Annotated in this window: 22 protein-coding genes; 11 read left to right on the top strand and 11 right to left on the bottom strand. The window is 56.2% G+C overall.

Annotated features, from left to right (window positions below; all coding sequences use genetic code 11):
* Positions 1-15 precede the first annotated feature (15 nt).
* From ACN28R_RS04530 to ACN28R_RS04515, 4 genes are read left to right on the top strand one after another with little or no spacing between them, the layout of a single operon-like run.
* Positions 16-1038 (top strand): quinone oxidoreductase family protein, encoded by a 1023-nt coding sequence (locus ACN28R_RS04530; RefSeq protein ID WP_236840183.1) that lies wholly within the window; start codon positions 16-18, stop codon positions 1036-1038.
* 29 nt (positions 1039-1067) lie between these two features.
* Positions 1068-1484 (top strand): PaaI family thioesterase, encoded by a 417-nt coding sequence (locus ACN28R_RS04525; protein ID WP_095833722.1) that lies wholly within the window; start codon positions 1068-1070, stop codon positions 1482-1484.
* A 10-nt stretch (positions 1485-1494) separates the two neighbouring features.
* Positions 1495-2283, top strand: coding sequence for a VOC family protein (locus ACN28R_RS04520; protein ID WP_048638409.1), 789 nt, complete (start codon positions 1495-1497; stop codon positions 2281-2283).
* The gene (locus ACN28R_RS04515; protein WP_095833721.1) at positions 2280-3812 is read left to right on the top strand and encodes a class I adenylate-forming enzyme family protein; all 1533 of its coding nucleotides are present in this window, start codon (positions 2280-2282) and stop codon (positions 3810-3812) included. The genes ACN28R_RS04520 and ACN28R_RS04515 overlap by 4 nt, the downstream gene beginning before the upstream one ends.
* A gap of 37 nt (positions 3813-3849) precedes the next feature.
* Here ACN28R_RS04515 and ACN28R_RS04510 read toward each other — a convergent pair whose 3' ends face one another.
* From ACN28R_RS04510 to bioB, 7 genes are all read right to left on the bottom strand, one after another.
* Positions 3850-4287, bottom strand: a complete 438-nt coding sequence (locus tag ACN28R_RS04510) for a VOC family protein (protein WP_095833720.1) — start codon at positions 4285-4287, stop codon at positions 3850-3852.
* Positions 4288-4530: 243 nt separating this feature from the next.
* A complete protein-coding gene (locus ACN28R_RS04505) occupies positions 4531-6069 on the bottom strand; it encodes an FAD-dependent oxidoreductase (RefSeq protein WP_095833719.1) in 1539 nt (512 codons plus the stop codon).
* 757 nt (positions 6070-6826) lie between these two features.
* Positions 6827-8836, bottom strand: coding sequence for an excinuclease ABC subunit UvrB (gene uvrB, locus ACN28R_RS04500; RefSeq protein WP_095833718.1), 2010 nt, complete (start codon positions 8834-8836; stop codon positions 6827-6829).
* Positions 8837-9605: 769 nt separating this feature from the next.
* A complete protein-coding gene (gene bioD / locus ACN28R_RS04495; RefSeq protein ID WP_095833717.1) occupies positions 9606-10283 on the bottom strand; it encodes a dethiobiotin synthase in 678 nt (225 codons plus the stop codon).
* Positions 10276-11037 (bottom strand): malonyl-ACP O-methyltransferase BioC, encoded by a 762-nt coding sequence (gene bioC, locus ACN28R_RS04490; RefSeq protein WP_095833716.1) that lies wholly within the window; start codon positions 11035-11037, stop codon positions 10276-10278. The genes bioD and bioC overlap by 8 nt, the downstream gene beginning before the upstream one ends.
* A complete protein-coding gene (bioF, locus tag ACN28R_RS04485) occupies positions 11027-12175 on the bottom strand; it encodes an 8-amino-7-oxononanoate synthase (RefSeq protein WP_095833715.1) in 1149 nt (382 codons plus the stop codon). Before bioF ends, bioC begins: the two co-directional genes overlap by 11 nt.
* Before the next feature lie 99 nt (positions 12176-12274).
* Positions 12275-13315, bottom strand: a complete 1041-nt coding sequence (gene bioB, locus ACN28R_RS04480) for a biotin synthase BioB (RefSeq protein WP_095833714.1) — start codon at positions 13313-13315, stop codon at positions 12275-12277.
* 95 nt (positions 13316-13410) lie between these two features.
* Between bioB and bioA the strand changes: the two genes are divergently transcribed.
* From bioA to ACN28R_RS04455, 5 genes are all read left to right on the top strand, one after another.
* A complete protein-coding gene (bioA, locus tag ACN28R_RS04475) occupies positions 13411-14700 on the top strand; it encodes an adenosylmethionine--8-amino-7-oxononanoate transaminase (protein ID WP_095833713.1) in 1290 nt (429 codons plus the stop codon).
* Positions 14701-14818: 118 nt separating this feature from the next.
* On the top strand, positions 14819-15229 hold the full coding sequence (locus ACN28R_RS04470; protein WP_048638402.1) for a CidA/LrgA family protein: 411 nt from the start codon (positions 14819-14821) through the stop codon (positions 15227-15229).
* Positions 15229-15924, top strand: a complete 696-nt coding sequence (locus tag ACN28R_RS04465; RefSeq protein WP_048638401.1) for a CidB/LrgB family autolysis modulator — start codon at positions 15229-15231, stop codon at positions 15922-15924. The genes ACN28R_RS04470 and ACN28R_RS04465 overlap by 1 nt, the downstream gene beginning before the upstream one ends.
* Positions 15925-16149: 225 nt before the next feature.
* Positions 16150-17037, top strand: a complete 888-nt coding sequence (gene cdd / locus ACN28R_RS04460) for a cytidine deaminase (protein ID WP_095833712.1) — start codon at positions 16150-16152, stop codon at positions 17035-17037.
* A 194-nt stretch (positions 17038-17231) separates the two neighbouring features.
* Entirely contained in the window at positions 17232-18929 is a 1698-nt protein-coding gene (locus tag ACN28R_RS04455; protein WP_048638399.1) for an NAD-dependent malic enzyme, read from the top strand.
* Positions 18930-19055: 126 nt separating this feature from the next.
* Here ACN28R_RS04455 and gsiD read toward each other — a convergent pair whose 3' ends face one another.
* The 4 genes from gsiD to gsiA form a co-directional block, all read right to left on the bottom strand.
* Entirely contained in the window at positions 19056-19961 is a 906-nt protein-coding gene (gsiD, locus tag ACN28R_RS04450) for a glutathione ABC transporter permease GsiD (protein ID WP_095833711.1), read from the bottom strand.
* Positions 19962-19971: 10 nt separating this feature from the next.
* Complete coding sequence (gsiC, locus tag ACN28R_RS04445; protein WP_095833710.1) at positions 19972-20892, bottom strand: glutathione ABC transporter permease GsiC; 921 nt, start codon at positions 20890-20892, stop codon at positions 19972-19974.
* 100 nt (positions 20893-20992) lie between these two features.
* The gene (gene gsiB, locus ACN28R_RS04440) at positions 20993-22537 is read right to left on the bottom strand and encodes a glutathione ABC transporter substrate-binding protein GsiB (protein WP_048638394.1); all 1545 of its coding nucleotides are present in this window, start codon (positions 22535-22537) and stop codon (positions 20993-20995) included.
* 28 nt (positions 22538-22565) lie between these two features.
* Positions 22566-24467, bottom strand: a complete 1902-nt coding sequence (gene gsiA, locus ACN28R_RS04435; protein ID WP_095833709.1) for a glutathione ABC transporter ATP-binding protein GsiA — start codon at positions 24465-24467, stop codon at positions 22566-22568.
* A 324-nt stretch (positions 24468-24791) separates the two neighbouring features.
* Between gsiA and moeA the strand changes: the two genes are divergently transcribed.
* Both moeA and moeB read left to right on the top strand, forming a co-directional pair.
* Positions 24792-26027, top strand: coding sequence for a molybdopterin molybdotransferase MoeA (gene moeA, locus ACN28R_RS04430; protein WP_095833708.1), 1236 nt, complete (start codon positions 24792-24794; stop codon positions 26025-26027).
* Between the two features lie 2 nt (positions 26028-26029).
* On the top strand, positions 26030-26782 hold the full coding sequence (moeB, locus tag ACN28R_RS04425) for a molybdopterin-synthase adenylyltransferase MoeB (RefSeq protein WP_095833707.1): 753 nt from the start codon (positions 26030-26032) through the stop codon (positions 26780-26782).
* The last annotated feature ends 2 nt before the right edge of the window (positions 26783-26784 follow it).

The following is a 26784-nucleotide window of genomic DNA, read 5'->3' as shown; positions in this document are numbered from 1 at the left end:
AGCAGGAGAAATCACGTGAGCAATAGCAATACCATGAAAGCATTGGTAGTCACGCAGCATGGCGACCTCGATCGGCTACAGGTGATCGACAACCATCCGAGGCCGACGCCGCAGCCAGGGCATGTGGTGATCCGCGTGGGCGCGTCATCATTTAACTATCACGACGTGTTTACCGTACGCGGGATGCCGGGCATTAGCGTGCCGCTGCCGGTGGTGCCCGGCCTGGATTTGGCGGGCGCCATCAGCGCCATCGGCGACGACGTCGAAGGCTGGCGGATTGGCGATCGCGTACTGGTCAATCCGCTGAAGCCGTCCGTGGGGCTGATGGGCGAGATGGTCGATGGCGGCATGGCCGAATATGCGCTGGCGGACGCCGCTCAGTTGATTGCGCTGCCGGACAACGTCAGCTTTGCCCAAGCGGCGGCGTTGCCGGTCGCCTATGGCACCGCGCACCGCATGCTGATTACCCACAACACCATCAAAGCGGGCGACCGCGTACTGATCCTCGGCGCCAGCGGCGGCGTCGGCAGCGCCTGTGTGGTGCTGGCCAAGCGGCTGGGCGCCGAAGTCATCGCCTGCGCCGGCAGCACGCCAAAAGCCGAAGCGCTGCGCGCGCTGGGGGCGGACCATGTGGTCAACTACCGGGAAACCGACTTCTCCAAATGGGCCATCGCCACCTACGGCAAACCGCAGCGCCGTAGCAATGAAGGCGGCGTGGACGTGGTGATCAACTTCACCGGCGGCGATACCTGGCGCCCTTCATTACGCTGCCTGAAGCGCGGCGGTCTTCTCTTGGTGTGCGGCGCGACCGCCGGTTACGACCCGCAGGAAGACCTGCGTTATGTCTGGAGTTTCGAGCTGACGATCAAGGGTTCCAACAGCTTCTATGCCGATAACCTGAGCGCCCTGCTGGATATGGTGGCGCAGGGCGAAATCGAACCGCTGATCGATCGGATCCTGCCGCTGGAACAGGCCAGCGAGGGACTCCGGCTGATCCGCGATCGGGAAGTGCTGGGCAAAATCATCGTCACGCCTTAGTGGCAATATAACAATTGAGGGTAACGCAAATGACAGAATCCATACCGTTGAGCGCCGCCGATGTTCAGGCGCGTCTATTGCAGGGTCCCTATCACCAGTGGCTCGGTCTGGAAGTGACCGCCCTGGGCAAGGGGGAAATCGAATTAACCGCGCGCTGGCGTGAAGAGTGGGTGGTCAATTCCGCCGGAGGATACACGCATGGCGGGATCCTCGCCGCGCTTATCGATCTGACGGCGGACTGGGCGCTGGTCTTCTTTACCGGTCGGGGTGTGCCGACGCTGAATTTGCATGTGGACTATCACCGTCCGGCCCGGGGCGATCTCACCGCCCGCGGACGGGTGATCAAAACCGGCAAACAGGTATCCTGCGCCGAAGCCGAGCTATATGACGGCGAAGGACGGCTGGTTGCCAGCGGGCGCGGTCTTTATGCCACCCCCGCGGCCTGAGGAGCGGACGATGCGTTTATCTCTCGACCATCTGGTGCTTAATGCGCAATTTGCAACCGACCAAGCGGCGGCGATACTGCGTCAGTTGGGCTTCATCCTGACGCCGCGCGGGTATCACTCAATGGGGTCCATCAATCATCTCGTTATGTTTGCCGGCCACTATCTGGAAATCCTCGGGCTGCCGCCCGGCGAGCCGGTACAGCGTCAGGAACTGCTGGCAGGCCCGGCCGGGCTCGACGGGATGGTGTTCGCCAGCCAGGATATTGAAGCCAGCGTGGCGGCCATCCGCCAGGCCGGTTTTACCGCTCAGCCGGTACGCTCGTTCTCCCGCCCGGTGGATATCGACGGACAGCAACGGCAGGCGCGTTTTAGCACCGCCCATCTGGCGGCAGGCACCTTCAGCGCAGGCCGGGTCTATTTCTGTCAGCATCACACCGCTGAACTGGTCTGGCGCGATGAATGGCGACACCATCCCAATGGCGTGACGCACATCGGCCGACTCACCGTCGTCACCGACGATCCTGCGCCGCTGGCCCGGCATTATCAGGCGCTGGGGACGCTGCAGGCGGGCTTTGAACTGGCTTTTCTCAACCATGACGACTACGCCAAGCGCTATCAGCGTCTGCTTACGCCGGATCCGGCGCGTGAGAGTCAGTTTGCCGCGTTGCGTTTTCACGGCGGCAATCGTGAGCAGATCGCCAGACAGGCTCACGCCCTGGGACTACCGCTTAATGAACAACCTGAGCGGCTGCTGGTGGCGCTGCCCGCGTTTAATTGCCTGTTTGAGTTTCTGCCATGAACAATCACAATCTTGGCGTTCTGTTTAGTGAATTCAGCGACAGCGAGCAGGTCGCGCTCATTGCCCCGCGCGACGACGGTCCGGCGCAGACGCTTAGCTACGCGCAACTCAATCGTCAGGCCGATGCCATTGGCCGCGCCCTGCTGGCGCGTGGTTTTCTTTCCGGCGGCAAAGTCGCCATTCTGGCGCTCAACTCGGCGGAATATATCGCCGCGCTGCTGGGGATCATGCGTGCCGGGCTGGTGGCGGTACCGATCAATATCAAACTGCCGGCCGACGCCATTGAACACATTTTGCAAGACAGCGGCGCGATCTTTCTATTCGGCGACGGCGAACAGTTGGCGCGGATCGCCAGTCCGCTGCCGCGCATCAGCTTCAGCGACGACAGCCTGGCCGCGTTTTACGATGAGGGCGCGCTGACGCCGTGGCAGGCCCGGCCGGATGATATCGCGTTGCTGCTGTATACTTCCGGCTCCAGCGGGCTCCCCAAAGGGGTCAAGCTAAGCCACGACAGCCACCTGTGGGTGGTGCGAACCCGGCTGGCCGCGCGTGAACTGCATGATGAGCGGGTACTCATTGCCGCCCCGTTTTATCATATGAACGCGCTGGCGCTGATCCTGCTGTCATTGGCTAGCCGCGTTACCACCGTCATATTGCCGCAGTTCAGCGCAGCGGCCTACCTGCGCGCCATTCACGACTATCGCTGTAGCTGGCTGACGGCCGTACCGCCGATGATCGCCATGATACTGCGGGAGAAGACCTTGCTGGCGCAAAGCGATTTATCCTGCGTGCGCGTGGTGCGCATGGGATCGGCGCCGGTGAGCGCCAGCCTGATAAACCAAATCCGTCAGTTATTGCCGCAGGCGCGCATTATCAATGCCTACGGCACCACCGAAGGCGGCCCGGTGGTTTTCGGCCCGCACCCGCAAGGATTGCCGCTGCCGCCGCTGGCGACCGGCTATCCACATCCCCAGGTTCAACTGCGGCTGCGCGCCGAAGACGGACAACTGTCCAATTACGGCGTGCTGGAGATGAAAAGCCCGGCGCTGATGCTCGGCTATCATCAACGGCCGGACATCCCCGCCCCTTTTACCGCGGACGGCTATTACATTACCGGCGATGTCTTCCGTCAGGACAAAGACGGGTTCTTCACCTTTATTGGCCGACATGATGATATGTTCGTCTGCGGGGGGGAAAATATCTATCCGAGCGAAGTCGAACAGCTACTGGAGCGCCATCCGGCGGTACAGCAGGCCTGCGTGGTGCCGGTGGCCGACGAGATTAAAGGCTGCAAACCGGTGGCCTGGGTGATATTGCGCGCCGGCCGACAGATCGACGGCGAAGCGCTCAAAGCATTCACGCTACAGCACGGCGCCGCCTATCTGCATCCGCGCCATATCTGGCTGGTTGACCGCTTTCCGCTGGCCGGCACCAACAAAATCGATCGCAAAACGCTGATGGCGGAAGCCGCCCGGCGTATACAACGGTCCGGGCTGACGGGTTCAGACAGAGAGCAGAGTAAGGATTGACGACCTAGCGCGGCACATCGTCTTAAGATGGTGATGATCAGTCGGACTCACGCAGCCAGGGCGTATAAGTTACGCCAATCAGTATGCCCTCGGGGCTGAGAAACCGGGTTACCTGCTGTCCCCAGGGTTCCAGCCGGTTATCAACCAGTAGCCGGTAGCCCTGCTGTTTGATTGCCTGCGTTGCCCCGGCCACGTCGGCGACGTCAAACTCCAGCCAACTTTGCGGCACCGGCAGATCTGACGGCCACCGATCCTGACCGAAACAGGATTGGCTGGCCTGTTCCAGCGGCCATAGCGAAAAGTGTTTTACGCCTTCCAGCTTATCGGTCACCAGATAGTCGCTGTTGCCCTCCAGCGGCTTCAATGGCAGACGTAGCGTGTCGACGTAAAGCGCATAGCTGTCCGACAGCGATTTGGCTATGGGGCCGAAACCCGCGACAAACAACACGTCTACGCCGGGTATAGCGATGTTCATAATGAGGCCTCCTTGTATTTTAACATCATGAAATCCATCAGTATGCGGCGACAAAATTCGCACACACAACGCGAGTTAGCGTAGCGTAACCAACAGCATTCTGCCGGTTACGCTACGCAATTAATTTACCGCTTCGCTCCGGCAGCGTCCATTTCACACTGTACCCGGTCAATTATCGATAACGAGCGACAATAAAGCGCCAGCCGCCGCCCGTTTCTTATGCTCAGAGCAAGATGGCGGAGATTATGCCGCTTTCACCCCGGCCTGACGTTTTTTATTCAATTCCTCGGCGCAGGTGATGCCAAAGATGGTGGCGGCGGTAAGCTGCGCGCCCACGATATAGTCATCGTAAAACAGTCCGCCGATGGAGTTGCCGATGGCATACAGCCCGCGGATAGTTTTTCTTTCGCCATTCAACACTTCGGTTTTTACATTCACCAGCGGTCCGCCGAACGTGGCCGTCATGCCGCCCTGGAATGGAAAGGCATAAAAAGGCGCTTTGTCGATGCGCCGCGGGTTCTCCAGCGTCAGCGGCGGATTCAGTTCGCCGGTGCGCTGATTACTGATGGCGTCATTGTACCCTTTGATGGTGGCAACCAATGCCTGGGGATCGATACCGGCCGCCTTAGCCAGACCCTCAATGGTATCGGACTGATACACCGGCGCCTTGTTTCTTTCGTACCGGGCAAAGCGCTCTTTCACCGTCGAGGAGGATTCTCTGGACGCATCATCAATAATAATAAAGGCCAGATTTTCTTTTATCTGCCGGGCGGTTTCCTTGGCGACGCGGACATAGGTATTCACTTCGTCGATATAGCGCTTACCCTCTTTCGTCACCAGCGGGCCATAGTTCACCAGAATGGAAGGATTGGCGCTACCGTAAATCGGCCCGGCGTGGAACTGGTCAATATTGACCATTTTGGCGTATAGCGGCCGCGTCAGATTCAGGTTTTCCCCGGTAATGATTCGCGATCCCCGGATCGGCATCTGCGCCGCCCATCCGCCCATATAGGTGGTGACCAGATCTTCCGCGGCGTGGAAACCGCCGGTGGCGATCACCACCCCGTATTTGCCCTTAAGGTATTTAATACCTTCATTGTCGACAACCTTAACGCCCGTGACGGCAAACTGGTTATCCGTAAGCAGTTCCAGCGCCTTGGTATTGGTTAATACGGGAATGCCCCTGGTTTTTAGCTGCTCAAAAAGTTGTATCACCAACTGCGAGCCGCCCGGTTTCGAGGGACCGTCGACCACATGGCTGCGTCCTCGCGCCGGATAGGCTTCGGTTTCTATTTTCGCCCACTTGATACCAACGACGTCGGAAAGCCATTCCAGAGCGGAATTGCAGTGCTGGACAAAGTAGCGCGTTAATACCGGGTCGCCTTTGCCCTGCGACATTTTGATCATGTCGTCATAAAAAAGCTGCTCGCTATCCTCGGCATTGACGCCCTGTTCTTTTTGAAACCGGGTACTCAATCCCAGAAAAATTCCGCCTGCGTATAGGGAATTCCCTGCCGGCCGCGACATCTTTTCGACCAGAATCGGTTTTAAGCCCAACTCCGCGGCATGGATGGCGCAAACCATGCCCGCGCAACCGGCGCCGAGGATAACGGTGTCGAATTCAGCTTCGCCGCCCGCCGACTGTGCGGCCGTCGCTACGCCAGCGGGCTGCGCCGCATGTGCGATGCCCGCCGCGCCCATCAGTGAAAGCGCGCCGACTCCGGCGGTGGCTATCCCTCCCGTTATGGCCTCGCGTCGGGTTATTTTTTTCTCAAGCGTCATGATATTTCCCTCATGTTATTATCACGGTAATATAGAAATTAAACGATCCCAAATCTCAATATATGATGATTAGGTATACGCTTTGAAAATTAAACTGGAGAAAAAAATCTCTCTATTCATGATTTCTTTCAATTATTATTTGAATTTATTTCATCCTTGCCATTAATTGTTATCATCGTCACAGAATTAATATATTTTTATCTAGTTAGCGTTATATATCCTCTAAATAATTCGAGTTGCAGGACAAAACGCATGGCGTTTTGAACGCCGCTTGCGCTGGCCCCGAAGGGGCGAAGCCACAGGCTGAGTCACGCGGCAAGGGAAGGACCGAGTAATGCAGCCAACGTACATGCAACGTGAAGTATGACGAACATATCTGAGTACCCATTCGGTATGAATAAGATCGAGTAATATGATAAATATTACACAACAATGCTTTCACCCGACGTATTATATAAATATCAGCAGGGATTTAATAAAAATCATTAGACATATTTAACGGATAATTTTTATTGATGATTAGCGGAAATAGTTTTAGCGTTTATCTGGCAAACAATATTTGCAAGATATATTTAATCAATGCGCCAGACCAATATAACCCAATTAATAAATCGGGGATAAATTGATATAGATCACGCCTAATATATAAGGCGCTTATGCGCCGGAATGCCGCTATTGCTATGCGGTACGGCGGCATTCACCCGGCGCAAGGCGCTTAAAAGCGGTTTGTCATCATCCCGCCGCATTCCTCAGGACGTCAGGACGCGGCGATAAATTGCGCCCGTAAGGCCTGTACCCGATCGCGCAATTCGGCGGCTTCTTCAAACTCCAGATTCTGCGCGTGCATCATCATTTTGCTTTCCAGTTCGCGAATCTTCTGTTCCAGCGCTTTCGGCGTCATTAACTGATAGCCCGCGTCGGATTCGGCGGCTTTCTTGCCCCGGCCTTTGCCTTTGTGGGTCGGCTGGCCCAATTGCAGAATATCGGCGATTTTCTTATTCAACCCCTGCGGCACAATGCCGTGCTCAAGGTTGTATGCCTGCTGTTTCTCACGGCGGCGTTCCGTTTCGCTAATCGCCCGTTCCATGGACGGCGTAATTCTGTCGCCGTACAGAATGGCTTTACCATTCAGGTTACGCGCCGCACGCCCGATGGTCTGAATCAGCGAACGTTCGGAACGCAGAAAACCTTCTTTATCGGCGTCCAGAATCGCCACCAGCGAGACTTCCGGCATATCCAGACCTTCGCGCAGCAGGTTGATGCCCACCAGCACATCGAATTCGCCAAGCCGCAGATCGCGGATAATCTCAACACGCTCCACCGTGTCGATATCAGAGTGCAGGTAGCGTACCCGCGCGCCGTGCTCTTCCAGATACTCCGTCAAATCCTCCGCCATGCGTTTGGTCAGCGTCGTCACCAGCACCCGTTCATTCACGGCGGCGCGCAAACGGATCTCCGACAGCAGATCGTCCACCTGGGTGGCCACCGGCCTGACTTCCAGGACCGGATCCAGCAGGCCGGTGGGTCGAACGACCTGATCGATCACGTCACCGCCGGATTTCTCCAGTTCATAGTTGCCCGGCGTCGCCGACACATAAATGGTCTGCGGCGCCAGCGCCTCGAACTCTTCAAACTTCATCGGCCGGTTATCCAGCGCTGACGGCAGGCGGAAGCCGTACTCCACCAGCGTTTCTTTGCGCGCCCGGTCGCCGCGGTACATACCGCCAATCTGCGGAATGGTGACGTGCGATTCGTCGACCACCAACAACCCGTCGGCCGGCAGATAGTCAAACAGGGTCGGCGGCGGCTCGCCGGGACCGCGCCCGGACAGATAGCGGGAATAGTTTTCGATGCCCGAGCAATAACCAAGCTCGTTCATCATTTCCAGATCAAACTGCGTCCGCTGGCTCAGTCGCTGCTCTTCCACCAGCTTATCGTTCGCCAGCAGCACCTTGCGGCGGTCGGCCAGTTCAATCTTGATATCCTCCATCGCCTGCAAAATACGTTCGCGCGGCGTCACATAGTGCGTTTTAGGATAGATGGTATAGCGCGGCACGGTATGCATAATTTGCCCGGTCAACGGATCGAACAGCGACAGGCGTTCCACCTCTTCATCAAACAGCTCGACACGCAGCGCGATGTCGTCAGACTCGGCGGGGAAAATATCAATCACTTCGCCGCGTACGCGGAAAGTCCCGCGCTGAAACGCCTGATCGTTGCGGGTATATTGCAGTTCCGCCAGCCGCCGCAAAATCGCACGCTGGTCGATAAGCATTCCCTGCGTCAGATGCAGCATCATCTTCAGATACAGATCGGGATCGCCCAAACCATAAATGGCGGAAACCGAGGCGACCACCACCACATCACGCCGTTCCAGCATGGCTTTGGTCGCCGAGAGCCGCATCTGTTCAATATGTTCGTTAACCGACGCATCCTTCTCTATGAAGGTATCGGAACTCGGCACATAGGCTTCGGGCTGATAGTAGTCATAATAAGAGACGAAGTATTCCACCGCGTTATCCGGGAAAAACCCTTTCATTTCGCCGTAAAGCTGGGCGGCCAGCGTTTTATTGGGCGCCAGCACCATGGTGGGGCGATTCAGATCGGCAATCACGTTGGCGATGGTAAAGGTTTTACCCGATCCGGTAACGCCCAGCAGCGTCTGATGCGCCAATCCATCCTCTAATCCTTCCTTTAAACGACGAATGGCTTCCGGCTGATCGCCCGCCGGTTTAAATTCGGAATTCAGTTTGAATACTTTACTCATAGTCGAATACGTTTCTCGTGGATGGGTGGACGGATGGCAAATGAGTGGAACCGGACGGCCGTCATTGACACTCAGCTATTATGAAAATCAATCGTGAACTTTGCCACCTTTATGATACTGGATATAAAAACAGCATCAAGGAAATTATTGTCTGAAAGCATGATTAATCGACGAACGGATTTGCTAGCACATCAAGTATCAATTCACCAGTGAAAATATGGCTATTTATCCCCAGATTCGTGATTGCGTTTAAAGTGTCGGCGTGGCCGCCGCTGTTAATTTATGCAACTGCGCGCTATCGACGGTAAAGGGACTTGATTTTAAATAACGCGATGATAAAAAAAGAATTAATGAAAAAGCAGAGAATAACGTCAACCTGGCGGGAACCCGCGCCAAATCTCGCCTGGCATGGCTTTTCTATCTCTAATGCACACGGTTATCCACAGAAATAGTGGATAACTCCCACAACCCCGCATCCGCCCTGAGTTGCCGAAACACAACCGTCATATAACGGCGGTGGCGATATCGATTTTCTTCACCTTTTTTCTGCAATTTATCTGATAAATATTAGGCTAAAAACGGTAAAGGCGGGAATGAACGGAAAAGCGCAGACTCAAGGTTGTCAAGAGCTAAAGTGCGAATTTCAAGATGTTTTTTTCTATCGAACGATGATAAATACGAGGCGAATTATCAGTAGAGGGATAGTGATAAAAACTTACTATTATCGCTATCCTCTGTTTAATTTAGATGACTGAAATGGATGTTTAGGTTACGCCAGCAGCGTCAGATCGACATACTGCGCCAAATTCCGCGCCAGGGGGTTCGCCAGATGCGGAATTTCCCCCAGCATCGGCGCGGGCAACCGCTGCTGCAAACTGAGCAGGTACTCCCGATGCCGTTTTCCCGGCGGCGAAATATCGTTGGCAATCCAGCCGCCGAGCGTCAGCCCGGCCTGTCTGACGGCGCTGGCGGTCAGCAAGGCGTGGTTAATGCAGCCAAGTTTTACGCCGACAACCAGAATCACCGGCAACCGCTCTTGCGCCACCCAGTCAGCAAAAGTTTCCCGCTCCGACAGCGGCGTCAGCCACCCTCCGGCCCCTTCCACCAGCAGCCAGTCGGCCCGCGCTTCCAACGCGCGTAGTCCGGCGGAAAGCTCGGCCAGTTTAATCGGCCGTTGTTGCGCGGCGCTGACGATATGCGGCGACGTCGGCTCAACAAACGCCACCGGATTGACCGACTGATAGTCGAGAGGCACGCTGCTGTTAGCCTGCAGCGACAACGCATCGCCGTTACGTATCCCGTCCGGCGTGATATCGCAGCCGGAGGCCACCGGCTTGTACCCGGCGGTGCGATATCCCGCCTGATTAGCCGCTTGCAGCAACGCGCTGCTGGCCACCGTTTTGCCGACCTCCGTATCGGTACCCGTCACAAACCAGCGTCTAGTCACGATAAATTACTCCATAAACCAGTTGATAACTGAGCGGATAGCCATCCCGCCGCGATGGGTATGCCGTGGCGAGCGCCTCAAGGCGCTGGCGGCTGAGCAAACCGGGCGTACGCCCCTGATGCAACCAGGTGGCGCCGATACCTTTCAGCGATTTGAGTAAGGCCGGCACATCAGGAAAACAGCAGGTGACACACTCCTGATGGCGTTGATAGCGATAGGGTCGGCAGGCGGCGTCGATGACGGACACGGGCAAAAACCGGTTGACCCGGCGGGTGCCGTCCAAACATCTCCAGGCCTGATCCAGCTCGATCAGCGAACCTTCCGCCAGCGTGGAGAAGGCGATCGCCCCGCCCGGACGGGTAACCCGGTAAAGTTCGGCCAACGCGGCGGGTAAATCATCGCACCACTGCACCGCCAAATTACTGTAGCTGATGTCCACACTGCTATCCGCCAGCGGCAGATTTTCGATGTCGCCCAGCACATAGCGCGTGGCGGAGCGCTGTTCAGCGGCGTGAGCCAGCATCTCGGCGGACAGATCCAGCGCCGTTACCGTTTTACCCATCTGCTGCCAGCTGCGGCTGAAATACCCGGTGCCACAGCCGGCATCCAGCACCTGCGAGCCGCTGTGCGCCGCGACCATCTTGAGTAAGCGCTCGCCGCTGGCGCGTTGCAGCGCGGCGAAGCGGTCATAGCTGTTGGCCGCTCGGCCAAAGGCCCGGGCAATAGCCTGTTTATCGTGCGCTTCAGACAGCATGGCGCAGCACCGTTAACAGTCGTTCGATATCTTCCGGCTGGTGCGCCGCCGTCAGCGTAATTCTCAGACGGGCGCTGCCCGGAGGAACCGTAGGAGGACGCATCGCGCTGACCCACAATCCCTGCTCCCGGATACGCGCCATCAACGCCAATGCGCGGGCATTATCGCCGACCACCAGCGGCTGAATGGCGCACTGGGAGTTCATCAGTTGGAAAGAGGAAGCATCGCAACCGGCGCGGAACAGAGCAATATTGCGCCGTAACCGCTCGCGCAACGCCTCGCCCCGCCGAATACACGCCAGCGACGCGCTCAATGCGCAGGCCTGCGCGGCGGGCATGGCGGTGCTGTAAATTAAATGGCGGGCAAATTGCAGCAGATATTCCGCCAGCGGATCCGCGCATAACACGGCGGCGCCGCTGACGCCAAAGGCCTTGCCGAAGGTGACGATCAAGAGTTCGGGGGCCACGCCCTGCTGCCGGCAACTCCCGCGGCCTTCATCTCCCAGTACGCCAATGCCGTGCGCATCATCCACCATTAGCCATGCGCCATGTTCACGACACCGCGCATGCAGTTGCGCCAGCGGCGCAGTATCGCCATCCATGCTGAATACCCCTTCGGTTACCGCCAGCGTTTGCCCCGCGACCGGCTTTGCCAACAATTGCCGCAGCGATTCTTCATCATTGTGGGTAAAACGCCGCAAGGTCGCCGGCGAGTGCGCGGCGGCCTCCAGCAACGAGGCATGACTCAGCCTGTCGGCCAGAATACGGTCCCCCGTCTGCGTCAACGCCGCCACCACCGCCTGATTCGCCGCATAACCGGAAATGAACAACAGCGCGCGCGGATACCCCAGCCAGTCGGCCAGTTGCTGTTCCAGCCGCGCGTGGGCTTCGGTATAGCCGGTGACATGGCCGGAACCGCCGCTGCCGACGCCATAGCGCTCGGCCCCCTGCCGCCAGGCCTGGATAATGTCAGGGTGACGGCTCAAGCCCAGATAGTCATTGCTGGAAAAGTTGACGTAGCGCTGTCCGTCCAGTTCCAACCAGCGGCTATTCCCTCCCTGATTCGCTTGCCGCGTCCGATAGGCGTCATCCTGACGGCGCTTTTCCAACGCCAACGCAATACGCTGCTGCCAACTCATGGGTTCGTCCGCCCTTTTTTGTCCGCCTTGCAGCGGCGATGTCCCTTATACGGCGGCACTGTTTTATCCGGCTGCATTGTTTTATACGGCGGCACTGTTTTATACGGCTGCATTGTAAAACTGGTCCGTATCGGCGTGGGTGGTCAACTGCTGCGTCAGCCGCTGCTGTTGCTGATTATCCCCGTATTCGATCTCGGTCTGCTGCGGATTCAGCCCCAGCTTGCGGAACAGCGCCAAATCTTTATCCTCTTTGGGATTGGGCGTAGTGAGTAGCTTGCAGCCATAGAATATGGAGTTGGCGCCGGCCATAAAACACATCGCCTGCGTCTGTTCGTTCATCTGCTCGCGTCCGGCGGACAGGCGCACGTACGACGTCGGCATCATGATGCGGGCAACGGCAATGGTGCGAATGAAATCAAATGGATCGACATCCTCATTATCGGCCAGCGGCGTCCCCTTTACCTTAACCAGCATATTGATCGGCACGCTTTCCGGCGGTTTGGGCAAATTAGCCAACTGCACCAGCAGCCCCGCGCGGTCGCGTACCGTTTCCCCCAAACCGACAATGCCGCCGGAACACACTTTGATACCGGCGTTGCGCACTTTATCCAGCGTATCCAGCCGCTCCTGATAGCTGCGGGTGGTGATAATGTTGCCGTAGAACTCGGGCGAGGTATCCAAATTATGGTTGTAAAAGTCCAGACCGGCAGAAGCCAGACGCTCCGCCTGATCGCCGTTCAGCGTTCCCAGCGTCATACAGGTTTCCATCCCCAGCTCTTTTACGCCCTGCACCATCTTTTCCAGATACGGCATGTCGCGCTCATGCGGATTCTTCCAGGCGGCACCCATACAGAAACGGGTCGAGCCCGCGGCTTTCGCCTGACGGGCGGAGGCCAGAACCTGCTCCACCTGCATCAGCCGTTCGGTTTCAATTCCCGTGTGGTAGCGGGAGCTTTGCGGACAATATTTACAGTCTTCCGGGCAGGCTCCGGTTTTAATCGACAGCAGCGTACTCACCTGCACCTGCCGGGGATCAAAATGCCGGCGGTGGATCTGCTGGGCTTCAAACATCAGTTCCAGAAAGGGCTTATCAAAGAGATTCTGCGCTTGCTCAAGCGTCCAGTGAATGCGGTCTGCCATGTTGGCATCTCCAAAATAAAAACACTTCGTCAGTTTAAATTAACCCTTTATACTGTCAACCAACTCAGTGCTATTTTAGTTTACGTAAGATGATGATGACCCCTGCCGATCTCGCCTTTGACCAACGCCATATCTGGCATCCCTACACATCAATGACCCGGCCGTTGCCCTGCTATCCGGTTGTCGCCGCCGAGGGCGCCGAGCTCCAGCTTGATGATGGACGCCGTCTAATAGACGGCATGTCTTCCTGGTGGGCGGCGATCCACGGTTATAACCATCCGGCCATCAATCAGGCGCTGCAGCAGCAGATGACGCAGATGTCGCATGTGATGTTCGGCGGTATCACCCACCCGCAGGCGGTGGCGCTTTGCCGGCAACTGGTGGAGATCACGCCCGAGGCGCTGGAATGCGTGTTTCTGGCGGATTCCGGCTCCGTAGCCGTCGAGGTGGCGCTAAAAATGGCGTTGCAGTTCTGGCAGGCGCGCGGACAAAATCGTCAGCGTTTTCTGACGCTGCGCCACGGCTATCACGGCGATACCTTCGGCGCGATGTCGGTCTGCGATCCGCAAAACTCGATGCACAGCCTGTATCAGGGCTATCTGCCCCAACATCTGTTCGTCGACGCGCCGCAGTGCCGGTTTGACGGTGTCTGGCGCGAAGAGGATATCGCCCCGCTGCGCGCTCAGTTGGCCGAACACGCGCAGCAGGTGGCGGCGATCGTGCTGGAGCCTATCGTACAAGGCGCGGGCGGCATGCGCTTTTATCATCCGCGTTACCTGCAACAGGTACGGGAACTCTGCGACCAATACAACCTTCTGCTGATCGCCGATGAGATCGCCACCGGATTTGGCCGGACCGGCAAGCTGTTCGCCTGTGAACATGCGGGGATCGCGCCGGATATTATGTGCCTGGGGAAAGCGCTGACCGGCGGCTACCTGACGCTCTCCGCCACGCTCGCCACCCGGCAGGTGGCGGAGACCATCAGTAACGGCGCGGCGGGCTGCTTTATGCATGGCCCGACCTTTATGGGCAATCCGCTGGCCTGTGCGGCGGCCAACGCCAGCCTGGCGCTGCTGGCGGAGAACCGCTGGCCGCAGCAGGTCACGGCTATCGAGCAACAGTTGCGCCAGGCGCTGACGCCCTTATCCGATGCCCCCGCGGTGGCGGATGTGCGCGTGCTGGGCGCAATTGGCGTAGTGGAAACACGCCGCCCGGTTAATATGGCGCGGCTACAACACTTTTTCGTTGAGCGCGGCGTATGGATCCGTCCATTCGGTAAACTCATTTATCTTATGCCGCCGTTTATTATTCAACCGGAGCAGTTGCGCCGGCTTACCGATGCAATCGCCGAGGCGGTATCCGAGCGAGATCTATTTAACCAATGAACAAAATATCCCCTGATTAATGCGGCGATCCCATTAATGGAGACGGAGAAGTTGTGATCGGTGGCACACTAATTATATTAGCGTTATGATTATCCCATCAGTTAATCAGGACTTTCCCATGCGTAATGCGATCACTCTTTGCTGGCAGTATTTACGTGCCTTCGCGTTGATTTATCTCTGCCTATTGGCAGGCAATGCGATATCCGCGCTACTCCCGATTGTTATTCCCGGCAGCATCATTGGCATGCTGGTTTTATTCGCGCTTCTCGCTTCACAGATCCTGCCGTCAGACTGGGTCAGGCCCGGCTGCCATATGTTTATTCGCCATATGGCGATGCTGTTCGTGCCGATCGGAGTGGGCGTCATGAACTATTACGATCTGCTCAGCCAACAGTTCGGCCCGATTGTCATCTCCTGTCTGGTCAGCACCTTCTTTGCAATGATCGTCGTCGGTTTCAGTACGCAGCTTATGCAGAAAGAACATGCTATCGCTGGCGAAAAAGAGTTATTACCCAAGGATAAAGAATAATGCTCGCCTACATATGGTGGTCATTGCCACTGACGCTGTTGGTCTTTTTTGCCGCCCGTAAGCTGGCGGCGTGGACAAAAATATCGTTGCTGAACCCGTTACTGGTTTCGATGGCCATTATCATCCCTTTGCTGCTGCTATTGCATATTCCTTATGAGCACTACTTTAAGGGCAGCGAAGTGCTCAACAATCTGCTCCAACCCGCCGTCGTCGCCCTGGCCTTCCCGCTGTATGAGCAGCTTCACCAGATTCGGGCGCGCTGGAAATCCATCATCAGCGTCTGCTTTATCGGCAGCGTCGCCGCCATCATCTCCGGGACGCTGGTCGCCCTATGGCTGGGCGCATCGACGGAAATCGCCGCCTCCGTGCTGCCGAAATCCGTGACGACGCCGATCGCCATGGCGGTAGCCAGTTCGATCGGCGGCATTCCCGCCATCAGCGCGGTCTGTGTGATTTTCGTGGGTATCGTGGGCGCCGTAACCGGCCATAGCCTGTTCGATCGCGTCGGCATTAAAACCAAAGCGGCGCGCGGTCTGTCGATGGGTACCGCCTCACACGCCTTGGGCACCGCACGCTGCGCCGAGGTCGATTTTCAGGAAGGGGCATTCAGCTCACTGGCGCTGGTCATCTGCGGGATTATTACCTCGCTGCTCGCCCCCTTCATTTTTCCTATCCTGCTGGCGTTTTTTAAATAACCGTCCGGCTTTCCACATGGGTTAAGGGGCTTGGCCCTTTAACCTTGAAGACCGTTCCGTCATCCCGCGCCAATCGCGGTAACCTTCCGCTAATATGTGATCTAAACCTCATATCGATAATATTTGTTTCAATCATTTCATAAATAACGAGATATACATCACTATATTATTCGCTATCGCCTTCCTATTATGGTGCCCTGTATTGGTTCAAGGAGATAAACCGCCATGCATCTACGATTCAATGACGCCTTTCAACAGTTGCCGACCCGTTTGCAATCCGCCCTTAAACCCATTCTGGACGGGCAGGATTTTACCGCCATGCTGACCGCCGGCGAGGTGAAAATGTTGAGCGATGCCGCCCGGTTAGATAGCAATGAGCTGGCTTTTGCGCTGTTACCGCTGGCAGCCGCCTGCGCGCTGACGCCCATTTCTCATTTCCACGTGGGCGCGGTAGTTCAGGGGGTGAGCGGCAATTTTTATTTCGGCGCCAATATGGAATTCAGCGGGATGCAATTGCAACAGACGGTACATGCCGAACAAAGCGCCATCACCCACGCCTGGCTGCGCAATGAGCGGGGGCTGCGTTCGATAACGGTGAACTACACGCCTTGCGGCCACTGCCGGCAGTTTATGAATGAACTGAACGCCGCGTCTTCTTTGCGTATTCAATTACCGGGGCGTCAACCTACGCTGCTCAGCCATTATCTTCCTGACTCGTTTGGCCCGGTCGATCTGAACGTCAGCTCGCTGCTAATGGATGAAATCAACCACGCCTATACGCTGCCGGATAATGACCCTTTAACCCTTGCCGCATTGGATGCCGCCAACCGCAGCCACGCGCCATACAGTCAGGCCATAAGCGGCGTCGCATTGGAAACGGCCGACGGCGCTATCTATAGCGGTCGTTACGCCGAAAATGCGGCATTCAATCCCAGCCTTCCCCCGTTGCAGGCCGCGCTTAATCTGATGAATCTGGCTGGCGCAAAACACACGGAAATACGCCGCGCTGCCGTTGTCGAACGCCGTAACGCCGTTATAAGCCAATGGACGATGTCCAAAGCCATATTAACTGAGCTAGGCTGTAAAAATGTCACATTACATTTCGTCGATTAATAATCGCATTAAGAAAGACGTTAATTAAAAGCTGTTGAATCGTTACAGCTTTTTATATTTTTTGATGCAAGTCATATGTAACTATTTTAATTAACATTATCTGTACATATCTTACGGGTAATTTAAGATCGGGACTGCAATAATTTCGCATTATCACCTAAATTCGTTTCCGTCACCAAAAGAGTAAAAAAGTCATGGAATTAGAATATGAAAGCAAGCGTCCCCTCTACATCCCTTATGCTGGTCCAATACTTCTTGAATTTCCCCTACTGAATAAAGGCAGCGCATTTACAGAAGAAGAACGCGCCAACTTTAATCTTCATGGTTTATTGCCGGAAGCGGTCGAAACAATTGAAGAACAGGCGGAACGCGCCTGGCGTCAATGTCAGGAATTCAAAAACGATATCGAAAAGCACGTCTATGTGCGCAATATACAAGACACCAACGAAACGCTTTTCTACCGGTTGCTGGACGAACACCTCAGCGAATTAATGCCCATCATCTACACGCCGACCGTGGGCGAAGCCTGTGAGCATTTCTCCGATATTTACCGCCGGGCTCGCGGCCTGTTTATCGCTTACCCCAACCGCGCCAATATCGACGATATGCTGCAGAATGCCACCAAACAGAACGTCAAAGTCATCGTGGTCACCGACGGCGAACGTATTCTGGGCCTGGGCGATCAGGGCATCGGCGGTATGGGTATTCCCATTGGCAAACTGTCGCTATATACCGCCTGCGGAGGCATCAGCCCGGCCTATACGCTGCCCGTCGTGCTGGATGTCGGCACCAACAACCCGCAACGCCTGAACGATCCGCTGTATATGGGCTGGCGTCATCCGCGCATCACCGATGACGAATATTATGAATTTGTGGATGAATTCATTCAGGCGGTGAAACGCCGCTGGCCGAATGTGCTGTTGCAGTTTGAAGATTTCGCCCAGAAAAACGCCACCCCGTTGCTGAACCGCTACCGTAACGAGATCTGTAGCTTTAACGACGATATTCAGGGAACCGCCGCCGTCACGCTGGGCAGCCTGATTGCCGCCAGCCGCGCTGCCGGCAGCCAGCTACGCGACCAGACCGTGGTCTTCCTCGGCGCCGGCTCTGCCGGATGCGGTATCGCGGAACAAATCGTCGCGCAGATGAAATCGGAAGGTCTGAGTGAAGACGAAGCCCGCGCCCGCGTATTTATGGTTGACCGTTTCGGTCTGTTGACCGATAAGCTGCCGAACCTGCTCGACTTCCAAAGCAAGCTGGTGCAGAAAAGCGAGCAACTGGCTCACTGGGACGTCACCAGCGACGCGATCTCGCTGCTGGAAGTGGTCAGCAACGCCAAACCAACCATCATGATCGGCGTTTCCGGCCAGCCGGGTCTGTTTACGGAAGAGATCATCCGTGAGATGCACAAGCACTGCGCGCGTCCTATCGTCATGCCGCTGTCTAACCCGACGTCTCGCGTGGAAGCCCGCCCGGAAGACATCATCCGCTGGACGGACGGCGCCGCGCTCGTCGCCACCGGTAGTCCGTTCGCGCCGGTTAACTATCAGGATAAGGTTTACCCCATTGCCCAGTGCAATAACTCCTTTATCTTCCCGGGCATCGGTCTCGGCGTGCTGGCATCGGGCGCAACCCGCATTACCGACGGTATGCTGATGGCGGCCAGCCGCTCACTGGCAGATTGCTCGCCGCTGGCGAACGATGGCGAAGGCGCGTTACTACCGGATATCGAGGATATCCAGAACGTATCGAAACGCATCGCGCTGGAAGTCGGTAAAGCGGCCCAGTTACAGGGGGTAGCCATGGTGACCTCCGCCGATGCGCTGGCAAAAGCCATCGAGCACAACTTCTGGCAACCGCAGTACCGTAGCTACAAACGCACCTCGTTCTGATTTTTCTCTCCACAGAATAGCGCGGCTCAGGCCGCGCTTCAAACCGCTGACAAAATGGCTTTATGGTTTATCGGTTAACGCCTTATCATCAACCTCGCTTTTTATTCGCATCGTTTGCTCAACCGGCTAGCCTTTCAGCTTCGGATCCAGCGCATCGCGCAACCCATCCCCCAGCAGATTGAACGCCAGCACCGTCAGGAAAATGGCCAGGCTGGGGAAGATCGCCACGTGCGGCGCAATCACCATGTCGGAACGGGCCTCATTGAGCATTGCGCCCCACTCCGGCGTCGGCGGCTGCGCGCCGAGTCCCAGAAACGAGAGACTGGCCGCCGTGATGATCGACATGCCGATACGCATGGAGAAGTAGACCACGATAGAGGACACGGTCCCGGGGAGAATATGCCGGCAGATAATCGTCCAGTCGGAGGCGCCGATACTGCGGGCCGACTCAATATAGGTCTGCTGCTTCAATACCAGCGTATTCCCCCTCACCAGACGGGCAAACGCGGGAACGCTGAAAATAGCCACCGCGACAATCACATTCGCCATGCCGCTGCCCATGATCGCCACCACGGCAATCGCCAGCAGAATGCCGGGAAACGCGAATAACACATCGCAGATGCGCATAATCACCCGATCCCACCATCCTTCATAATATCCGGCCAACAGGCCAAGCGCCGTGCCGATCAACATGCCGATTGACACGGAGAGGATGCCCGCGGCCAGCGAAATCCGCGCGCCCAGCAAAATGCGGCTGAAAATATCCCGCCCCAACGAGTCCACGCCAAGCCAGTGCATCAGGGACGGCCCTTCGTTCAAGCGGTCATAATCAAAGTAATTTTCCGCATCAAAGGGAACCAGATACGGCGCAAACAGGGCAATAATAATCAGCAGCAGCACAAATATACCGGCCAGCATCGCCACATGTTGATGACGGAAACGCCGCCAGAACTCATGCCACGGCGTGCGAATTTGATCTTCCTTAATCACCGGCATAGCCGACAACACTGCTTTACGTCGCCAGTTTTTCATTCACCATCCTTTATTTATAACGAATCGCAGGGTTAATCGCGGCATACAGCATATCGACCAACAAATTGATAAGAATGAACTCCAGGGAAAACAGCAGGACTTCCGCCTGAATCACCGGATAATCACGCATCTCCACCGAATCGACCAATAACCGCCCCAGTCCCGGCCAGTTAAAGACTTTCTCGACCACGATCGATCCGCCGAGCAAAAAACCAAACTGTAGCCCCATCATGGTGATAACCGGGATCAGCGCATTGCGTAAACCATGCTTCACCACCACCAGCGATTCCCGCACGCCTTTGGCACGCGCGGTACGCATGTAATCTTCCTGCATCACCTCTACGAAAGACGCGCGGGTAAAACGGGCCATCACCGCGGCGACCGCGGCTCCCAACGTAATAGAGGGAAGAATGTAGTGCCGCCAGGTATCCGCGCCGACGGTGGGCAACCAGCCCAACTCCACGGAAAACACCTGCATCAACAGCATGCCGAGGGCAAATGCCGGAAAGGAAATGCCGGAAACCGCTAGCGTCATGCCGATTCTGTCAGGCCAGCCATTACGCCACACCGCGGAGACCACGCCGATCGTCATACCGAAAATCACCGACCACGCCATACTGCTGACGGTCAGCCACAGCGTCGGCATAAAGCGGGTGGCGATCTCTTCCGTCACCGGTCTTTTGGAAACCATCGATTTGCCCAGGTCGCCCTGAAGCACATTGGTGAAAAAATGCCAGAACTGCTGCGGTAGCGGTTTGTCCAGCCCCAAATCCTGACGAACCAGTTCGATCACCGCGGCATCGGCTTCCCGCCCGGCGACCAAACGCGCCGGATCGCCCGGCAACAGGTGGACAAAAAGGAAAACCAGCACCATGACAATCAATAAGGTGGGGATCAGCCCCAGTAACCGTTTAATAAAATAATTCAACATGGATAAGTTTCCACGTACATGCGACTTGCTCTCCTGTGAGTGGAATTTAGCAAAAATTCGGGGCGATAGCGGCTACCGCCCCGGGTCACTGCCGGCTGATTTATTCTTTTAGATCCGCATCATCAAAACTGAAGGCGGTATCCGGCATGACATAAAACCCGGTCAGATTCTTGCTGTTCGCTGACACCAGATTTTCGGTCGCCAGGAAAATCCAGGGCGCATCTGCCCAGATTTTATCCTGCGCATCTTTATACAGTTTCTGTTTTTCCGCCCGATCGGTGGTTTTTAACGCGCCGGCCAGATCGGCATCGACCTGTTGATTACTGTAAAACGCCGTGTTGAACAGCGCCGGCGGCCAGGATGACGTCGCAAACAGCGGCGACAGCGCCCAATCCGCTTCCCCGGTTGAGGCCGACCAACCGGTATAGAACATCCGCACGCCGGTCTCTTTCACGCCCTTCCCTTCTACCTCGGCGGCGCGCTGCCCGGCGTCCATCGCGGTAACCTGAACCTTGACGCCGACCTGCGCCAGCTGTTGCTGGGTAAACTGCAACACTTTTTGCGCCGTGCTGTGGTTATGCGACGACCAGAGCGTGGTGGTAAAGCCATTCGGATAACCGGCTTCTTTCAGCAGTTCACGGGCTTTAGCCGGATCGTAAGGCCACGGCTGGTACTTCACCGCGTAATCGATGCTGGGCGGCAGCGGCCCTTCCGCCGGGGTTGCATAGCCGGAAAACGCCACTTTAATCAGCGCGTCTTTGTTGATGGCGTAATTAAGCGCCTGACGTACTTTGAGATTATCAAACGGCTTCTGCGTCACGTTGAGGCTGATATAGCGATGCAAAATAGACGGCGACGCGACCAGCTCCAGCCGATCGTTTTTCTCCAGCACTTTGGCCTGCTCAAAAGGGATAGGATACGCAAAGTGCGCTTCACCGGTTTGCAGCAGCGCCGCGCGGGTATTGTTATCCACGACCGGCCGCCAGGTTATGCTATCCAGTTTAGGCTGGCCCGACTTCCAGTAACCGGCGAATTTCTCAACCTTGACGTAGTCGGTCTGATTCCAGACCACAAAGCGGTACGGACCGGTACCGACGGGATGGAAACCGATCTCTTTACCGTATTGGTTTAACGCCGCAGGCGAAATCATCACCGCCGCCGGATGCGCCAGGTTATTGATAAACGCGGAGAACGGCGTTTTCAGCGTGATTTTTACCGTTTGCCCGTCGACCACTTCCGTTTTATCGATCATCTTGAACAGGTTATAGCGCTTCAGTCGGTTCTCCGGGTTACTGGCGCGATCCAGGTTCACCTTCACCGCTTCGGCATTAAAATCCGTCCCATCGTGGAACTTCACGCCCGGATGCAGCTTGATGGTATAAACCAGACCATCCGGACTGGTGGTATAACTTTCCGCCAGCACATTGACCAGTTTCATATCCTTGTCGAAACCAAATAACCCCTGATAGAACGATTTGGCGACGGTTTGGGACAACGAGTCATTGGCGTCGTAAGGATCCAGCGTAGTGAAGTTCGATGCGACAGCGATAACCGCATCCTTGGCCGCCCAGGCTGGCGCCGTTGCCATGGCAGCGGCGACACCGGCAGCAAGTAACCATTTACGTTTAAAAGTGATAACCTTCATCGTGTTACATTCTCCTTGTGAATCCCTGTCAATAAGCGCCAGCAATCGGGTGATGAGCGACAAAGTGACGCTCGCCAACCTGCACTAAAGGCGCGGTGGTAGGTTCATCGCCTATTGCCCGGATCGGGCTCGGTACTTCATCAACCAATAAAACCTGTTCACGATGGCGGCGGGATGGGTCGGCAACGGGAACCGCCGCCATCAGCTTACGGGTATAAGGATGCTGGGGGTGCTCAAACACCGCGCTGCGCGGGCCAATTTCCACGATCTGCCCCATATACATCACCGCCACCCGGTGGCTGATTCGCTCCACCACCGCCATATCGTGCGAAATAAACAAAAAAGAGACGCCGAATTCACGCTGTAGCTCAAGCATTAAATTGACGATTTGCGCCTGAATAGAGACATCGAGCGCCGAAACCGCTTCGTCGGCGATCACCACTTTGGGGTTCAGCGCCAGCGCCCTGGCGATACATATACGCTGGCGCTGTCCGCCGGAAAATTCATGGGGATAACGCCGGGCGTGTTCAGGCGCCAGACCGACGCGGGACAATAGCCACGCCACACGTTTCTCCGCCTCCTGACGGCTCGCCACGCCGTGAACCAATAAAGGCTCCATAATGGAAAAACCGACCGTCATCCGGGGATCCAGCGACGCGTAGGGATCCTGAAAAATAAACTGAATATCCCGCCGCAGGTGCTGTAGCGTCGGACCGGCCAGACGGTCAATCTGCTGTCCGTTAAAAATAATGGTGCCGCTCTGACTTTCCACCAGCCGCAGCAACGAACGGCCGGTTGTGGACTTCCCGCAGCCCGACTCGCCCACCAGCGACAGCGTTTCCCCCGGATACAGATCAAAACTGACGTTTTCCACCGCATGAACCTGCCGTGTAACGCGGTTCAAAATCCCGCTGCGAACCGGGAAACGGGTAACCAGATCCTTCACTTGCAGAATGGGCGCGGCATGCGGCGGCACCGTATTCTGCGGCTCGTTGTCGTCCGTCAACGATGAATCCCGGTTCAGCAACGGAAATTTTGCCGGATAGGGCCGCCCGCGCATCGAGCCCAGCTTGGGCACCGCCGCCAGCAGCGCTTTGGTATAGTGATGCCGCGGGGCGGTAAAAATCTCGGTGGCGGTTGCCGTTTCAACGCTCTCCCCGCGATACATCACCAGCACCTTGTCGGCGACCTCCGCCACCACGCCCATATCGTGGGTAATGAAGATCACCGCCATATCCATTTCCCGCTGCAATACGCGGATAAGTTGCAGGATCTGCGCCTGAATGGTGACATCCAGCGCCGTTGTCGGCTCATCGGCAATCAGCAGCGACGGCTTGCAGGAGAGCGCCATCGCAATCATTACCCGCTGACGCATGCCCCCGGAAAGCTGATGGGGGTAACGATCCAGCACATTGCGCGCTTCCGGGATACGCACCAAATCCAGCATGCGTAATGCTTCACGCTTAGCGGCGCGGTGATCCTTGCCCTGATGCAGACGGATGGACTCGGCAATCTGCTCGCCGACCGGGTATACCGGATTCAATGATGTCATCGGCTCTTGAAAAATCATCGCCATATCGGCGCCGCGCAGCCTGCGCATCTGTGATTGAGCCGTGGTTCTCAAATTCAATATCTGGCCGTCTCGCTTGCGAAGCAGCATTTCCCCCCGGTGAATAACGCCGCCGGCCTGCTCGACGAGCCGCATCAGCGCCAGCGACGTCACGGATTTCCCCGATCCGGATTCCCCCACAATCGCCAGCGTCTCCCCTCTGTTCACCGCAAAGGTTAAGTCACGCACCGCATCAGTCCGCTGGCCTTGCTGTTCAAAATAAACGCTCAGATCGCGTACAGATAATACCTGCTCATCCGGCAAAAAAAAGCCTGACGCAGGATCGGAAAGCGGCGCATGATGATGCCGTGTTTGTGTCATTAACAGTGGGTCTCCATATAAAACGGAATGCGAAAATAGTCGCGCAGACAGGCAGGCAAATAACCGTTTGTCATTAAACTCGTTTTTTTGACTATATTTAGCGCACTGTAGGATGTAAAGCGGAAACTGAATCGCAACTTCGAAAAATTTCTTTTATAACATTAAGTTAATTAACATAAACAAACAGTATAAATCAGTGAGAAAAGCCAACGCGCCGCGCCTCCAGAAAGATGAAGGGGACGGCGTTCTCTGACATAATATTGGCATAAAATACGCATTTCCGCCTGCCGGCAGAAATGCGATAAATGAAATAATGGAGTACAGATGGAAAACGTTAACCCAGGTTTATTGACGCTCGAACAAGCGCGAGAAAAGATGTTTTCCCAGCTTGAAACAATAGCGGAAACGGAGGTCGTTTCACTGTATGACGCAACAGGCCGAATTACCGCCCGAGCAATCACCTCGCCAATAAATGTTCCCCCGTTCGCCAATGCCGCGATGGATGGTTACGCCATTCGCTATGCGGACCTGTCCGCCGCCGCCCCGCTTCCGCTAGCCGGGAAATCCTTCGCCGGCGCGCCGTTTGACGGTGAATGGCCGGCAGGAACCTGTATCCGCATTATGACGGGAGCCCCGATTCCCGACTGCGCTGATACGGTTGTTATGCAGGAACATACCGAAGTCTGCGAGGCGGGCATTCGCTTTCTCCGTGAGGTCAAATCAGGGCAGAATATTCGTCTGGCGGGGGAGGATATCCGTCAAGGCGCCAGCGTATTGCCTGCCGGCACCAAGCTGAGCGTGGCGGAATTGCCTTTGCTGGCATCGTTGGGGATCGCGCAGGTTGAGGTATTCCGCCGCCTGAAAGTCGCTATTTTTTCGACCGGCGATGAACTCCAGCCCGTCGGCCAACCGCTGCAAGCCGGACAAATTTACGACACCAACCGTTTCGCTCTGCGCTTAATGCTGGAACAACTGGGCTGCGTGGTCAACGATTTGGGTATCGTCCGTGACGATCCCAGCGCCTTGAGAAACGTGTTCCGGCAAGCCGACAGCAGCGCCGATCTGGTCATCAGCAGCGGCGGCGTTTCCGTTGGCGAGGCGGATTACACCAAAACGATACTGGAAGAGCTGGGCAACATCCATTTCTGGAAATTAGCCATCAAGCCCGGCAAACCCTTCGCCTTTGGAAAACTGCACAACGCCTGGTTCTGCGGCCTGCCGGGTAATCCGGTTTCATCCGTGGCGACATTCTATCAACTGGTGCAACCGCTGTTAGCCCGTTTATCAGGGCATTCACAGTGGCATTTTCCCGCCCGACTGCGGGTGAAAACCACCAGCGAGCTGAAAAAATCACCGGGACGAGCCGACTTTCAGCGCGGGATCTTTAGCCGTAACGCCCAGGGTGAATGGGAAGTCAAAACGACCGGCCATCAGGGTTCGCATGTGTTCAGTTCGTTTAGCCTGGCTAACTGCTTTATCGTGCTGGAGGCCGATCGCGGCCGTGTCGAGGCCGGTGAATGGGTCGAAATTGAACCTTTCAATGCGCTATTAGGCCATTAACCATGCTGCCGGAACTCAGTGATGAAGAGGCGCTGCGCTATAATCGCCAGATTGTGCTGCGCGGCTTTGATTTTGACGGCCAGGAAAAATTGAAAGCCGCGCGAATACTGGTTGTCGGACTCGGCGGACTGGGCTGCGCGGCGGCGCAGTATCTGGCGGCGGCGGGCGTTGGACACCTGACGCTGCTGGATTTTGATACGGTATCGCTCTCCAACCTTCAGCGTCAGGTACTACACCACGACGCCCGCATCGGGATGCCCAAGGTGGAGTCTGCGCGCATTGCCCTGACGGAAATCAACCCTCACCTTGCGCTTGATGCGATCAATGCCAGCCTGGATGATGATGCTTTATGCGCGCTGGTGGCGAAGCACGATGCGGTGCTTGATTGTACCGACAACGTCTCTATCCGCGATCGCCTGAATCGCATTGGCTTTCATTTGAAAAAACCGCTGATCTCCGGGGCGGCCATTCGTATGGAAGGCCAGATCAGCGTCTTTACCTATCAGAAAGACGAACCCTGCTATCACTGCCTCAGCCGGCTGTTTGGCGACAATGCGCTAACCTGCGTCGAAGCGGGCGTAATGGCGCCGCTGGTGGGCACCATCGGCAGTTTACAGGCGATGGAAGCCATCAAGTTGCTAACCGGGTACGGTAAGGTTATCACGGGCCGCCTGCTGATGCTCGATGCCATGGTTATGCAGTTTCGTGAAATAAAATTGCTTAAAAATCCCGACTGCGAAGTCTGCGGCGACTAATA

The organism is Brenneria goodwinii (assembly GCF_002291445.1).
Taxonomy (GTDB): Bacteria; Pseudomonadota; Gammaproteobacteria; order Enterobacterales; family Enterobacteriaceae; genus Brenneria; species Brenneria goodwinii.
The sequence above is the reverse complement of the archived record's forward strand: the minus strand, read 5'-3'. Positions and strand labels throughout refer to the sequence as shown.

Coding starts and splice junctions, on each gene's coding strand:
- ACN28R_RS04515 (WP_095833721.1), top strand. CDS start 2,280: ATGAACAATCACAATCTTGGCGTTCTGTTTAGTGAATTCAGCGACAGC.
- gsiD (WP_095833711.1), bottom strand. CDS start 19,961: ATGAAAAACTGGCGACGTAAAGCAGTGTTGTCGGCTATGCCGGTGATT.
- ACN28R_RS04470 (WP_048638402.1), top strand. CDS start 14,819: ATGCGTAATGCGATCACTCTTTGCTGGCAGTATTTACGTGCCTTCGCG.
- ACN28R_RS04455 (WP_048638399.1), top strand. CDS start 17,232: ATGGAATTAGAATATGAAAGCAAGCGTCCCCTCTACATCCCTTATGCT.
- ACN28R_RS04510 (WP_095833720.1), bottom strand. CDS start 4,287: ATGAACATCGCTATACCCGGCGTAGACGTGTTGTTTGTCGCGGGTTTC.
- bioC (WP_095833716.1), bottom strand. CDS start 11,037: ATGCTGTCTGAAGCGCACGATAAACAGGCTATTGCCCGGGCCTTTGGC.
- cdd (WP_095833712.1), top strand. CDS start 16,150: ATGCATCTACGATTCAATGACGCCTTTCAACAGTTGCCGACCCGTTTG.
- gsiA (WP_095833709.1), bottom strand. CDS start 24,467: ATGACACAAACACGGCATCATCATGCGCCGCTTTCCGATCCTGCGTCA.
- uvrB (WP_095833718.1), bottom strand. CDS start 8,836: ATGAGTAAAGTATTCAAACTGAATTCCGAATTTAAACCGGCGGGCGAT.
- ACN28R_RS04520 (WP_048638409.1), top strand. CDS start 1,495: ATGCGTTTATCTCTCGACCATCTGGTGCTTAATGCGCAATTTGCAACC.
- bioB (WP_095833714.1), bottom strand. CDS start 13,315: ATGGCAGACCGCATTCACTGGACGCTTGAGCAAGCGCAGAATCTCTTT.
- gsiB (WP_048638394.1), bottom strand. CDS start 22,537: ATGAAGGTTATCACTTTTAAACGTAAATGGTTACTTGCTGCCGGTGTC.
- ACN28R_RS04505 (WP_095833719.1), bottom strand. CDS start 6,069: ATGACGCTTGAGAAAAAAATAACCCGACGCGAGGCCATAACGGGAGGG.
- ACN28R_RS04465 (WP_048638401.1), top strand. CDS start 15,229: ATGCTCGCCTACATATGGTGGTCATTGCCACTGACGCTGTTGGTCTTT.
- moeA (WP_095833708.1), top strand. CDS start 24,792: ATGGAAAACGTTAACCCAGGTTTATTGACGCTCGAACAAGCGCGAGAA.
- gsiC (WP_095833710.1), bottom strand. CDS start 20,892: ATGTTGAATTATTTTATTAAACGGTTACTGGGGCTGATCCCCACCTTA.
- bioA (WP_095833713.1), top strand. CDS start 13,411: ATGACCCCTGCCGATCTCGCCTTTGACCAACGCCATATCTGGCATCCC.
- bioF (WP_095833715.1), bottom strand. CDS start 12,175: ATGAGTTGGCAGCAGCGTATTGCGTTGGCGTTGGAAAAGCGCCGTCAG.
- ACN28R_RS04525 (WP_095833722.1), top strand. CDS start 1,068: ATGACAGAATCCATACCGTTGAGCGCCGCCGATGTTCAGGCGCGTCTA.
- moeB (WP_095833707.1), top strand. CDS start 26,030: ATGCTGCCGGAACTCAGTGATGAAGAGGCGCTGCGCTATAATCGCCAG.